Source organism: Actinospica robiniae DSM 44927, from assembly GCF_000504285.1.
GTDB lineage: Bacteria > Actinomycetota > Actinomycetes > Streptomycetales > Catenulisporaceae > Actinospica > Actinospica robiniae.
Genome location: NZ_KI632511.1, coordinates 1295305 through 1308731 on the forward strand (window position 1 = coordinate 1295305; position 13427 = coordinate 1308731).

Below are 13427 nucleotides of genomic sequence, written 5' to 3' on the forward strand. Positions count from 1 at the left end.
GAGAGCGCCCGTGCCGGCGCTCCGAAATCCGGCACCTTGGCATGCCCACCTGACACGGAGTCGATATGACCCACACCCACTGGGCGCGGCGAAAGGCGGCGCTTTGCGCCGCCGCGCTGCTGGCGTCCACCCTCACCTCGGCGGTCGCCGCCCCACCGGTCGCGTCCGCGGCCGCGGGCAGCGCGGTGCCCGTCTACCTCGACACGCACTATTCCTTCGCCGAACGCGCCGCTGACCTGGTCTCGCGGATGACGCTGACCGAGAAGGTGCAGCAGTTGCACACCAGCAGCGCTCCCGCGATCCCGCGCCTGGGCGTGCAGGAGTACACGTATTGGAGCGAGGGCCAGCACGGCATCAACACACTTGGCGCCGACTCGAACAACGGCGGCGTGACCGGCGGCGTGCACGCCACCAGCTTCCCGACGAATCTCGCCTCGACGATGACCTGGGACCCCGCGCTGATCTACCAGGAGACCACGGCCATCTCCGACGAGATCCGCGGCGAATTGGACAAGTCCCTGTGGGGCACCGGCCAGAACAACATCGGCCCGTCCGCAAGCGACTACGGCTCCCTGACCTACTGGGCGCCGAACGTCAACCTCGACCGCGACCCGCGCTGGGGCCGCGCCGACGAGGCTTTCGGCGAAGACCCCCACCTCGTCAGCCAGATGGCCGGCGCGTTCATCGACGGATACCAGGGCCAGACCCTGGCCGGCACGCAGACGACGCCGTACCTGAAGGTGGCGGCGACCGCGAAGCACTTCGCGCTCAACAACAACGAGAACAACCGGCACGCCGACTCCTCCGACGCCAGCGACACCGACATCCGCGACTACTACACCGCCCAGTTCCGTAGCCTGGTGGAGGACTCGCACGTCGCCGGCCTGATGACGTCTTACAACGCCATCAACGGCACCCCGTCGCCTGCCGACACCTACACCACCGACGCGTTGGCGCAGCGCACTTGGGGATTCGACGGCTACATCACCTCCGACTGCGGTGCCGTCGGCGACATCAGCGCCCCGACCAGCCACGACTGGGCACCCTCCGGCTGGACCAACTCGGTCGTGAACGGCACCGCGACCTGGACGAACAACGCGACCGGCGCGCAGATTCCGGCCGACGCGGGCGGACAGGCGTATGCGCTGCGCGCGGGGACCGACGTCAACTGCACCGGTGGCGACGCCACGGTCGGCAACATCGAGGCCGCGATCAAGGCCGGGATCCTCAGCGTGGGCGTCATCGACCATGCTCTGGTCCAGTTGTTCACCGTGCGCATGGAGACGGGCGAGTTCGACCCGCCGAGCAAGGTTGCTTACACCCGGATCACCAAGGCGCAGATCGAGAGCCCGGCCCACCAGGCGCTGGCCGAGAAGGTCGCCGCCAACTCCCTCGTGCTACTCGAGAACGACCCGCTGCCCGGCACCTCCGCGACCCTGCTGCCCGCGAACGCGGCCGCGCTGAAGAACGTCGTCATCGTCGGGGACCTTGCCGACGCGGTCACCCTCGGCGGCTACTCCGGTGACCCGAGCCTGCAGGTGAACGCCGTGCAGGGCATCACCGCCGCCATCAAGGCCGCCAACCCGGACGCGACCGTCACCTTCGACGCCTGCTCCACCTCCACCACCGCCACCACCCCGGCCGCCTGCTCCGCTCAGACCCTGGCCGCGATCAAGACCGCGGACCTGGTCGTGGTGTTCGCCGGCACCGACGCGAACACCGCCGGAGAGGGAAACGACCGCATGAGCCTCGCCATGCCCGGCAACTACGATTCCCTGATCAGCCAGGTCGCCGCCGTCGGCAATCCGCGCACGGTACTGTCGCTGCAGACCGACGGTCCGGTGGATATCGAAAACGTCAAGAACGACTTCCCCGCCATCGTCTACAGCGCTTACAACGGCGAGAGCCAGGGGGCCGCGCTGGCCGACGTCCTGTTCGGTAGGCAGAACCCGAGCGGGCACCTCGACTTCACCTGGTACAAGGACGACTCGCAACTCCCGTCGATCCACAATTACGGCCTGAGCCCCGCGGACACCGGCGGTCTGGGCCGCACCTACCAGTACTTCACCGGCACCCCGAGCTACCCGTTCGGTTACGGCCTGAGTTACACCGGCTTCTCCTACTCCAAAGTCCACGCCTCACGGGGCGCCGATGCCAACGGCAAGGCCGTAGTGCAGTTCGACGTGACCAACACCGGCGCCACCCCCGGCGCGACCGTCGCGCAACTCTACGTCGCCGCTCCGGCCGTGTCCGGCGTACAGGTGCCGGCCAAGCAGCTCGAGGGCTTCGTCAAGACCAGGGTGCTCAAGCCCGGTCAGACCCAACACCTGTCCATCACCGTGAACGTCTCCGACCTCGCCGGGTGGGACGAACAGCACCAGAAGAACGTCGTAGACGACGGCACCTACACCCTGGACTTGGCCACCGACGCCACCGACACCGTGGCCTCATCGCCGCTTCGGGTCACCGGCGCGATCACCCCGCGCGTCCAGTACGTGACTGTGCAGCCCGACCAGGTCGTCTTCGCCCCCGGCGACCGGCTCGATCTGACCGGTCAGAATCCGTGGATCGCCGACGACACCGCGCAGGCCGCGCAACACCAGAGCGCTGACGGCATCGTCGAGGCCGTCGACAACGACGAGTCCTTCGCTAACCTCGCCGCCGAGCACGTCAGCTACAGCAGCGACAATCCCGCGGTGGCGACGGTCAGCCGCGACGGCATCGTCACCACGCGCGGCGTCGGAGCCGCGACGATCAGCGTGACCATAGACGGCGTCACCGGCTCCACACCGATCATCGTGACCGAGCCGCTCTCGATGACCGCCCCGTCCGTTGCCGTTCCCGGCGCCGACTTCTCCGTGACCGCCACAACGGCGAACCCGAGCGGCGGCGAAACCCTGCGGCAAGCCGGCTTCAGCCTCACCGCTCCGGACGGATGGACCGTCACCCCGAGCACACCCGCCGACTTCCCGACCGTCTCCCCCGGCCGGACCATCACCACCACGTGGACGGTTTCCGTTCCCGCAGGAGCCACACCCACGCAGAGCGCCCCTGCTTTGACGGCACAGCTCAACTTCACCGACAGCGCCGGCAAGCACAGTGAGAGTAGCGGCACGACGCTCTCGATCCCCTACTCGTCGATCACCGCGGCCTACAACAACCCCGGGGTCAGCGACGACTCGGACACGGCCGCAGGCAACCTGGACGGCGGCAACGCCAGCTTCTCCGCCCAAACGCTCGCGGCCGCGGATCCGAGCCTCACTCCCGGGGCCACCTTCACCCATGACGGGCTCACCTTCACCTGGCCCGCCGCCGCCGCAGGTACGCAGGACAACATCGTCGCGACCGGCCAGACCATCCCCGTCTCCGGCACCGGATCGACCCTGGGCATCATCGGCACGGCCGACTACGGCGCCGCGTCCGGCACCGCGGTCATCACATACTCCGACGGCACCACCCAACCATTCAGCCTCGCCTTCAACGACTGGTGGACCAACGCCGCCGCGCCGGGTGGCGACGTGCTGACCACCCTGCCCTATCTCGACAACGCGAACGGAGCGCAGCACAACCAGGTCAGTCTCTACGCGGCCACGGTCGCGCTGACTCCCGGCAAGACCATCGAGTTCCTGACCCTTCCCGATGTCGGGGCCGCTCTGATCAACCAGACCGCGATGCACATCTTCGCCGTGTCCGTCGGCTGACGACGGCAAAGGGCCGTGGCGGGCCGGGCAGAGCATGCGTCCGGCCCGCCACGTCCGGCCCCGAACAGGTGGGGGCGGGCGAGCCGAGAGGCACCCGCGTTCATCCGTGTGACGGCCAAAGGAGGATGATCACGCCCTGCTTGCACCGGCAGCCGGGGTTGTTCGATCGGCCTCGAACAGACTTACCGGAACCCGGACGCCGACGGCCGCGACCCAGACCCACTCGTTCCGGCGCCGCGCGCACCTGCGAACGGACGGTCCCGATCTACCAGCGCAGCGTGCGCCTTTGCTCGAATGCGGTTCATGGCGATGGGTTCACGCCGATCGGTGCGAACTGTTCCTCCTCGTCGGGTCCGAGCCGCCGCAGGTGGATCATGGTGCTCGCCTGGTCGCCCGTCGGCAGGTCGAGGGGCAGCCCCCGAGCCAGCAGTACGGCTCCGTGGTGCACACGACCGGAGTCGGCCTCTCGATAGCGGGCCCGTGGATCGAGGGCGCGCAGCGGCAGGGCCGGGTCCGCCCGGCCGAAGCGGCGGGATCTCAGGAAGGCGAGCACGACGATCTCGGATTCATCGGACGCGACGTATTGGACGGCGGTCAGCGCGTCGCGGCCCGGCGTCCCGAGCCGGTACTGTGTCCCGTGCTGAATCAGTGGCCTGAGTACCTTGTAGCGTGCGATCAGTGTTCCGAGGCGCGAGAGCTCAGCCTCGTCGCACGCGGCGAGGTCGAGGCCGACGCCGAGTACGCCGGCCGCGGCGACGTGGAACCGCTGATCGAGCGGGCTCTCCCGTCCGGTCCACGGGTTCGGTGATGCCGTGATCCACGCGCCCATGGTCTGCGCGGGGTAGACCTGCGTGTATCCGTGCTGTATCTCCAAGCGGTCGACGGCGTCGGTGTTGTCCGAGGGCCAGACTTGATCGGTGCGCACGAGCATCCCCAGGTCCACGCGTCCGCCGCCGCTCGAACAGTTCTCGATACGCAGTGCGCGATGGTCGGCGCGCAGCCGGTCGAGGATCGTGTAGAGGTTCTCGACATACGCGGACCACAGACGGTCGTCCGCACGCTCGTCGAGCGGGCCGACTTCGGTCAGCGGCCGGTTCATGTCCCACTTGAGGAAGTCGATCTCGTTGTCGCGCAGCAGGCGGTCGATCGTCGCGTGCACCCATGCGGCTACGGCGGGACGGGCGAGGTTGAGCACGTGCTGTCCGCGTATTCGGGTGCGGTGGCGGTGCGGGCGATGGATGATCCAGTCCGGGTGCGCCCGGTAGAGGTCGCTGTCCGGGTTGGCCATCTCCGGCTCGACCCAGAGCCCGAACTTCATGCCGAGGCCGTGCACGTGCTTGATCAGAGGCCTGAGTCCATCGGGGAAACGTTCGGGATTCGGCGCCCAGTCTCCGAGTCCCGCAGTGTCATCGACGCGCCGGCCGAACCAGCCGTCGTCCATGACGAACAGCTCCACGCCGATCTGGGCAGCCCGGTCGGCGAGTGCCATCTGCGCATTGAGGCTGACCTCGAACCCCGTCGCCTCCCACGAGTTGTAGAGCACCGGGCGCAGCTCCAGCGGGTGCTTCAGAACATGTGCACGGACGTACTCGTGCCAGGCGCGGCTCGCGCCGCCGAAGCCGCCTTCGGTGTACATGCCGACGCTGACCGGCGTCGACAGCTCCTCGCCTGGTTCGAGCAGGCGGGATTCAGCACCGTGGCCCGACCCGAGGGAGAGCGACACCCGATCGCTCGGCATTCGCTGGGCAAGGATCTGCCAGTTTCCACTCCAGGCGAGCGCGGTGCCGTAAACCGCACCCTGGTCCTCGCTCGCAGTACCGTCGTCGATCATCGCCCACGGGTTCGCGTGGTGGCTCGTCACGCCGCGCCTGCTGCCGAGGGCGGTCTCACCGTGGGCGAGTGGCGCGCGCTGCAGTCGGCCCTCGCCGTTCCACTGGCCGTAGGCATGGCTGAGCCGGTAGTCCGGAAGTTCGGGCAGGACCCAGGTGGCGGAGTCGGCCCGGACGACCTCGATTGGCGTCTCGGAACCGGTGTGACGCACGGTCAGGTGACGTTCGATGGCCGGACTTCCGGCGCGCACGCGGTATATGGCTTCGACGGTGAGCGGGAAGAAGGAGTCCTCGAAGCTCAGGACGAGTTCGTCGTCGGTGAGGCGGTGGCGGGTGTACCGCAGATCGAGATCGCGCGCGCCGTCGGCGAAACGGACCTGGAGACCGGCATGGCCGTAGCGCGCTTGCCCGGCCGGGCTCAGATCCAGTACGCCGTCGCTCGGAACCTCGCAACTGCGGGAACGCGCAGGGGGATACTCGAGCAGTGAGACGGCCTGTTCGACGGTCAGTGCGCGCCCCCAGTGCAGGCTGTAGAGGAGGTCATCGTCGCCGACCCGCAGCACGTAGGACGAGTCCGCCGCTGTCAGAACCCAGAGTCGGTGCTCGCGGGCGTGCGCGATCAATGGCATGAATGATCCCCTTTTGTGAACGGTGAACGGGCCGCAGGCAGGAGCCGCGCCCGTCGTCGCGCTGGTCGAACGCGGTTGTGAGTGGGTCGGCCGCCGCGGCCGGGCGACGGCCTGATGGTCCGGGGCGGCGGTTTCAGCGGGCGGCGGGTCCGCTGCTCTCGCGCAGGATCAACTCGGGTTCGGCCCAGATGGCTCGCGTGGGCATGAAGTTCGGGTCGAGCAGATTGTGCAGCAGGCCGAAGGCCGCCCGGCCGAGGCCCTCGAAGTCCAGCCGGACACTGGTCAGGGCCGGATTCAGATACGCGGAGTGCGGCGCGTCGTCGAAACCGACGACGCTCAGATCCGCCGGCACATCCCGTCCGGCTTCCCGCGCGGCGCGCAGGACGCCGAGCGCGAGATCGTCGTTTCCGGCCAGGATCGCCGTAACGCCTGGGTTCGCCAGCATTTCGCGGGCGGCAAGGTAGCCTGAGCGCGGGGTCCAGCCGCCGGTGCTCGGGGTCGGCACCGGGCGGCCCGCGACGGTCAGCGCGTCCTGCCATCCCCGGGTGCGCTGACTGAGCTTCTGCGTGGAGGAGGGGATGGTCAGGTAGTGCACGGTCTCGTGTCCGAGGCTGAGCAGATGGCGGGTGGCGCGGAAAGCGGCCTCGCGGTCGTCGATCCAGACACGCGGGCGGCGGTCCTGTATCTGTCCTTCGGCCGGCCGCTCGACAACACCGACAACCGGTATATCCGCAGGCAGTGCCTCGAGCGCACGTACCCCGACCGCTTCGAAGGCGATCACAATGGCGGCACGGTCACGGGAGAGACGTCCGGTCACCTCCTGAGGGCTCATGGCCGCATCCGGCTCGAGAACGCTGATGCCCACGGTGAATCCGGCGGCCCGCGCCGCCTCCTCGATGCCGCGCAGGGTCGCGGCGGCCCCGTACGCGGCCGTGTCGGCGGTGAACACCGTCACGGCCCGCACGGGCCCGCCCGCGAGCGCCTGCGCGGCACGGTGTGGAGTGAAGCCGAGTTCCTCGATGATCGCCAGCACGCGTGCGCGCGTCGCGGCGCTCACGTGCGGCTTGTTGTTGATCACCCGGGAGACGGTCTGGTGCGAGACCCCTGCGGCGCTCGCCACCTGCCAGATGCTGGTGGCGGCACCGCGCTCGGGCGGCGTCGGCGCCGAGGTGTCCGTGTTGATGCTACCGCTCCCTTGTCACTCGGCTGCTGTTGTCGAGAATAATCCGGCGAGCGCTCAGCTGCCGTCGGCCACCGCGGCGTTGGACACGCTCGTGATGTCGCTCGCGGCCGCCTGCGGGGCCATCTGGTCGAGCCAGACCTGGTTCATGTCCTTGAGCACGACATTGTTGAACGCGGTGCCCGAGATGGTCAGCGGAAAGCCCATCGTCGTGCCCTGAGCGCCGGTGTAGAACGCCGAGACGTCCACGCCCTTGGCCTTCCACGCGGCGATGAAGCCGTCGTCCAGGCTCGGGATCGCCGCCCACACCGTGCCGGCGTCGGTCACGATCTTCTCCGAGGCGGCCGAGCCGAGCCACTCCTCGAGCTCCCATGCCTGCTGCGGGTGCTTGGTGCCGGCGTAGATCGCGTCACTCAGGCCGTTGTAGACCGTGCCGGAGCCCTTCGGGCCGGTCGGCAGCGTGGCCACGCCCCAGCCCCCGGTCGGCAGAGAGCTCTGATAGGTGGTCAGGTCCCAGTCTCCGTCGAAGGTCATCGCGGCGGTGTTCTGGGCGAGGATCTGCGGCAGCGAGGCGGCGTTCGGGGTGTTCGTCACGGTGCCCGGAGCGGCGACGTGCCACTTGTACATCAGATCCTGCTCGAACTGCATGGCCTGCACACACGCGGTCGAGCTGATCGTCCACTTGCCGTACTGCTTGTCCTGCAGCGAGCAGCCGTTCTGCACCCCGAAGTCCCACCAGTCCTGCTGGCCGGTCGAGCCCTCGAGCGCGATGCCGTACTGCTTGACGTGCTTCGCGTCGAAGCCCGCCTCGTTCGGGTGCTTGCCGTTCTGGTCGATGGTGAGCTTCTGCAGGGCCTGAACGAAGCTGCCGCCGTCGGTGGTGTTCCAGCTGAGCGCACCGAGTTGCGCCGGGGTGATTCCAGCCGCGGACAGGTCTTTCGCGTTGTAGACGGTCTCGATGGTGTCCCAGTCCTTCGGCAGCCCGTAGATCGTGCTGCCGTTCTCCCACTGCGCGAGCAGCTTGGGGCTGTACTGGCTCAGGTCGACGTTGGAGGACTTCACGTCGTCCGCGATGTTCGTGATGATGCCGTCCTTGGCCAGCTCCGGCAGGTACGCCAGGTGGTCCCAGAACAGGTCCGGCATGTCGCGACCGGCGGCGGCGGTCTGCAGCTTCGCCCAGTACTGCGCCCACGCCGCGACGTCGATGGTGACGTGGATGTCGGGGTGCGCCTTCTCGAACGCGTTGATGGAAGCCTGGTAGGCGGGCTTCTCGCCCGAGTCCCAGATCATGTAGGTCAGGTTGACCACCCCGCCGGAAGAGCCGGATGAGCTACCGCAGGCGGCGGTGAGTCCGCCCACTGAGACGATCGCGGCTGCCAGGGCGATTGTGTTCTTGGCGCTTCGGAACATCGGTATCGGTTCCACTTCTCTGTGGCTGTGCTACGGATGGCAATGTGCGCTCTGAACGGGTTGTGCTGTGCCGGGTGGGGCTATTTCAGACCGGTCAGTGCGATCGACCGGACGATGTGGCGTTGGAACAGCAGGAAGATGACGATCAGCGGGAGCAGCGCGACGGCCGCGGCCGGCAGCAGGATGTGCAGTTGCGACGCGAACTGGCCCTGCAGCGCGGAGATTCCGACGGTCACGACCTCGTCCCGCTCGCTGCTGGTGGCCATCAGCGGCCACAGCAGGCTGTTCCAGGTGTTGACGAAGGTGATCGTCGCGAGAGTGGCCAGGATCGGCCTGCCCAGCGGGATCATGATCCGGCGCAGGATCGTCCAGGTGCCCGCGCCGTCGATCCGCGCGGCCGCCTCCAGGTCGGCCGGGATGGTCTGGAAGTACTGGCGCACCAGGAAGATCCCATAAGGCGTGCCGAAGACGTAGGGCAGGATCAGAGCCCGATAGGTGTCCACCAGGTTGAGGTGGCTCATGATCAGGAACAGCGGGATCAGCGTCACGATCTGCGGGACCATCATCATGGCGATGAACAGCCAGAACAGCGGCTCGCGGCCGGGGAACTCGAGACGCGCGAACGCGTATGCGGCCAGCGTCGTGAACACCAGCTGGCCGACCGTGATGGCCACCGCGACGAGCGCGGTGTGCACGATGAACCCTGACATGTCGTACTGCTGCCACAGCTGGGTGAAGTTGGACCAGGTCGCCGGCACCGCCGGGGTCCAGGCCTGGGTCGAGAGCAGCGTGGACTGCGGCTTGAACGCCGCGTTCAGGGTCATCAGGTACGGCGCGATCGAGACCAGGCCGCCGAGTCCGAGCAGCAGGTAGATCGCGGTGCCGCTCATTTGGCGGCCGATGGGCTTCGTTGTCATCGGTACGTCCCTCCTCATCTCGGTCAGCTGAAGTCGTAGATGGTGCGCTTGCGGAAGTAACGGAACTGGACGAGCGTCACCAGCAGGATCACCGCGAACAGCAGGATCGAGAGCGTCGCCGCGTAGCCGGCGTGGAAGAGCTGGAAGGCCTGCTGATAGATGTAGTAGTTCATGGTGGTGGTGGACTGGCCGGGCCCGCCCTGGGTCATCACGTACACGGTGTCGAACTGCTGGAAGGAGCCGATGATGTTCGTCACCAGCACGAAGAACAGCGCCGGGCGCAGCAGCGGCAGCGTGATGCGGAAGAACCGCTGCGGCCCGGTGGCGCCGTCGATCGCGGCGGCCTCGTAGACCGTCTGCGGGATGGCCTGGAGACCGGCGAGCAGAAACAGCATCGTGTAACCCGTGTACTGCCATACATTGACCGAGGCGATGACCGGCATCGCCCACGTCGAGGAGGTCAGCCAGTTCGGCCCGGTGAGGCCGAACACGGAGAAGATGTGGTCGATGATCCCCGAGCGCGGGTCGAAGAACCAGTTCCAGATCACCCCCAGCGCCACCGGCATCGCCATCCACGGCAGCACGAACACGACCCGGAAGAACTTCGCACCGCGCAGCTTCCGGTTCAGCGCGAGCGCGAGCAGCAGGGCCAGCACGGTCTGCGCGGGAATGTTGAGCACGACGTAGTAGGCCGTGTTCAGCATCGCGTGCCACACCTGCGGATCCGCGAACATCCGCCGGTAGTTCGCCAACCCCACGAACTGGGGCGAGGTGATCAGATTCCAGCTGAACAGGCTCAGCACGAACACGATCACCACCGGCGCGACCAGGAACGCGAGGAAGCCGAACAGACTCGGCGCGATCAGCAGGTATGCCTCGACGGTGGGCCGCACACGCCTGGACGCTCTCCGCCGTGGCGCGGCGGCCGCCGGGGAGCTCGTGGCCGCCTCAGCTATGTTATCGATCACAATCTCAGCTCCCAGAGACAGCGCAGAAGAACGGTGGGGACAGGCGGTGCCGACCGGCTTGAGTGGCCGTGACGTACGTCGGAACGACGTACGGCTCACGCCGTGCTTGAGTGGGTAATAGTTACCGATAACTATGACCCACTGTCAAGAGCTCTTCTCCGAGTGCTGATCAAATCACCGGCGGCCGGACCCGCCGGGCACCCGAGGACTGCGACCTCAGCCGCGCGCTATGCCCACGGCCACGATCGCGGTGTCCCCGCCCGAATCAGAGTCCTCTCATCTCGCGGCTCAGCCCTGGCCGGCATCATCGGGGTCTGCGCTTCGCTTCGACGGTGGGGTCGAACGCCCGGAGCCACCGCGCCGACCTGCGGGAGACAGGGGCTTCGCCCGGTCCGGCTCACGACGTCTTGACAGAGCACGGTGTTGCGGAATAATCCCCCCGAAGACCGTTATCGATAACAGATCTGAGACGCCATCCCCCGATCGGCGTGATGCCGTACCCGTGGCGCGCGGGCGATCCCCGCATGCATCCACGCTCAGCGCACCTGCCGAGGAGCTCCGCTTCGCGGCACTCGGCCGCACTGCACAGTTATCGATAACGGCATGCGTTCAACCCACCCCACGCGACGCGCCGCCGATTCGCCTGGTCCGACTTGATCCGACCATCGTGGCCCGCGCGTCGAATCTCGAGGAGAGTCAATGAGGACACGAGCACGAGCATCAACGCGCTTGGCGCTGGCGGCAGCCACCGCTCTGGCGCTCTCGGTCCAGCTGCTGCTGCCGAGCACGGGCAGCGCGGCGACCGGGGAGTCACTGAGCGTGGACCTTTCGTCCACCCGGGGGGCCTCGACCGGAGTCGGAGAGGGATTCCTCTACGGCGTCAGCCAGGACGGAACGCAGCCGGCCGACCAGTACCTCGCGCCGCTGCACATCACCGCCTACCGCGGCGGCGGACACGCCTCCGGCGGCTGGATCGGCGACGGCTACACGTACGGTACCGGAACGAAAGCCGACGTCACTGAGGCGATCACCCAGGCCAAACGGTTGGCTCAGGACTCTCCCTCCGCGCAGTACCAGGCGATCCTCACCGACATGTACGGCGCGGACGGCAGCCAGCCGTCGAGCGCGACATACCCGTGCGACAACGGCAACTGCTCGAACTGGATCAGCTTCATCGACTCCACCGTGGGCGCGCTGCAGGCGTCCGGCCTGAAGTTCTCCTACGACATCTGGAACGAGCCGGACATCTCCGCGTTCTGGACCCGCGGGATGAACAGCACCCAGTACTTCCAGATGTGGGACACCGCCTACCGCGAACTGCGCAAGATCGCTCCGAGCGCCACGATCGTCGGGCCGTCGCTCGCCTACACGCCGCAGCGCAATCCGGGCGAATGGAGCACCTGGATGGCGCACGTCGAATCCGCCGGCACGGTCCCGGACATGATCACGAACCACGACGAGGGCGACGTCGACGACCCGGTCGCGGTCGCCCAGGCGATCAACAGCGACGAGTCGGCGGCGGGTATCAGCTCCCGGCCACTGTCGGCGAACGAATACCAGCCGTCCGACCGCCAGACCGCCGGGGTGACCGCGTGGTACCTGGCGCGCTTCGCGCAGTCCGGATACACCAACGCGATGCGCGGCAACTGGGCCTGCTGCGAAACCCCCAACCTGACCGGCGTGCTCACGCAGGTCAACGGCAGCTGGGTACCGAACGGCAACTGGTGGGCGATGCGTGCCTACGCTGATATGACGGGCACCCTCGTGAACACCTCCGGCCAGGTGGGCAGCACGGCGGTCGCCGCCTCCGAGGACAGCTCGGCCAAGCGAGCCGTCGCCATCGTCGGCGACTCGAACGGGTACACCGGTGCCGCGTCCGTCACCTTCAACGGGCTCTCCTCGGTGCCCTGGCTGGCGAACAACGGCAGCGTCAACGTGAGTGTCGAACGGATCCCGGACCAGTACCCGCTCTCCGCGCCCACCGTGGTCTACAACCAGAACGTCAGCGTCTCCAGCGGCTCGATCAACGTTCCCTTCACCTTCCAGGCCTCGCACGACGCCTTCGCGGTCTACCTGACGCCGGCCGGCTCGAGCACCGGTACGAGCGGCGGCGCGCTGCACGCGGTGGGTGCCGGTAAGTGCCTGGACGACCCGAACTCGACCACGACCGCGGGGACCCAGCAGCAGATCTACGACTGCAACGGCCAGGCCAACCAGACCTGGACGCACACCTCCTCCGGGCAACTGACCTTGACCGTGGGCGGCGCCACCGAGTGCCTCGACGCGAACAACAACGGCACCGCCAACGGCACGAAGGTCATCATCTGGTCCTGCAACGGCCAGGCCAACCAGACCTGGACCCTCAACTCCAACGGCACCGTCACCGGCAACCAATCGGGCCTCTGCCTGGATGTGACCGGAGCCTCCACCGCCGACGGAGCCCTCGTCGAGCTCTGGACCTGCAACGGCCAGAGCAACCAGCAATGGACTCTCGGGTAAGCGGTAGCGATCGCAGCGAAATCTGATCGGATCCAACGCGTGGGTCCCGTATCCGGCGTCTGCTTGCCCGGATACGGGACGCGCGTGCACCCGTCGGACGTGACTTCGATCACCTTCTGCCGACGCTTCACCCTCCGTGGAGCGCGTCGTCGCGCGCAGCGCGCGAGGACGCGGCCCTGTTCCGAAATCACCGTTGCCGAGACCTTTCGCCGTGCTCGAGGGCGAGATCGGCTCACTCGGACTCTGGCGCGTCGCCGGTGCTCCAATGGATGGTGAGCTACCCCAACCTCTGGG

At 67.7% G+C, this 13427-nt stretch carries 7 protein-coding genes; 2 read left to right on the forward strand and 5 right to left on the reverse strand.

Annotated features, from left to right (window positions below; translation table 11 throughout):
• The first annotated feature begins 65 nt into the window (after positions 1–65).
• Positions 66–3701 carry a glycoside hydrolase family 3 C-terminal domain-containing protein gene (locus tag ACTRO_RS05540; protein WP_034261646.1) on the forward strand — a complete coding sequence of 1212 codons (3636 nt, stop codon included), beginning with the start codon at positions 66–68 and terminating at the stop codon, positions 3699–3701.
• Positions 3702–4002: 301 nt separating this feature from the next.
• Here the strand turns inward: ACTRO_RS05540 and ACTRO_RS05545 are convergent, their stop codons facing one another.
• The 5 genes from ACTRO_RS05545 to ACTRO_RS05565 form a co-directional block, all read right to left on the reverse strand.
• Positions 4003–6159 carry an alpha-galactosidase gene (locus ACTRO_RS05545; RefSeq protein ID WP_051450358.1) on the reverse strand — a complete coding sequence of 719 codons (2157 nt, stop codon included), beginning with the start codon at positions 6157–6159 and terminating at the stop codon, positions 4003–4005.
• A 133-nt stretch (positions 6160–6292) separates the two neighbouring features.
• Positions 6293–7279, reverse strand: a complete 987-nt coding sequence (locus ACTRO_RS05550; protein WP_034261649.1) for a LacI family DNA-binding transcriptional regulator — start codon at positions 7277–7279, stop codon at positions 6293–6295.
• A gap of 117 nt (positions 7280–7396) precedes the next feature.
• On the reverse strand, positions 7397–8749 hold the full coding sequence (locus ACTRO_RS05555; RefSeq protein ID WP_051450360.1) for an ABC transporter substrate-binding protein: 1353 nt from the start codon (positions 8747–8749) through the stop codon (positions 7397–7399).
• 80 nt (positions 8750–8829) lie between these two features.
• A complete protein-coding gene (locus ACTRO_RS05560; RefSeq protein WP_051450361.1) occupies positions 8830–9666 on the reverse strand; it encodes a carbohydrate ABC transporter permease in 837 nt (278 codons plus the stop codon).
• A gap of 23 nt (positions 9667–9689) precedes the next feature.
• On the reverse strand, positions 9690–10559 hold the full coding sequence (locus ACTRO_RS05565; protein ID WP_211244110.1) for a carbohydrate ABC transporter permease: 870 nt from the start codon (positions 10557–10559) through the stop codon (positions 9690–9692).
• A gap of 774 nt (positions 10560–11333) precedes the next feature.
• Here ACTRO_RS05565 and ACTRO_RS05570 point away from each other — a divergent pair.
• Positions 11334–13133 carry a ricin-type beta-trefoil lectin domain protein gene (locus tag ACTRO_RS05570; protein WP_034261655.1) on the forward strand — a complete coding sequence of 600 codons (1800 nt, stop codon included), beginning with the start codon at positions 11334–11336 and terminating at the stop codon, positions 13131–13133.
• The last annotated feature ends 294 nt before the right edge of the window (positions 13134–13427 follow it).

Bases quoted from the DNA above. Each gene is read 5' to 3' on its own strand.
- ACTRO_RS05570 (WP_034261655.1), top strand. From the start codon at position 11,334: ATGAGGACACGAGCACGAGCATCAACGCGCTTGGCGCTGGCGGCAGCC.
- ACTRO_RS05540 (WP_034261646.1), top strand. From the start codon at position 66: ATGACCCACACCCACTGGGCGCGGCGAAAGGCGGCGCTTTGCGCCGCC.
- ACTRO_RS05560 (WP_051450361.1), bottom strand. From the start codon at position 9,666: ATGACAACGAAGCCCATCGGCCGCCAAATGAGCGGCACCGCGATCTAC.
- ACTRO_RS05555 (WP_051450360.1), bottom strand. From the start codon at position 8,749: ATGTTCCGAAGCGCCAAGAACACAATCGCCCTGGCAGCCGCGATCGTC.
- ACTRO_RS05545 (WP_051450358.1), bottom strand. From the start codon at position 6,159: ATGCCATTGATCGCGCACGCCCGCGAGCACCGACTCTGGGTTCTGACA.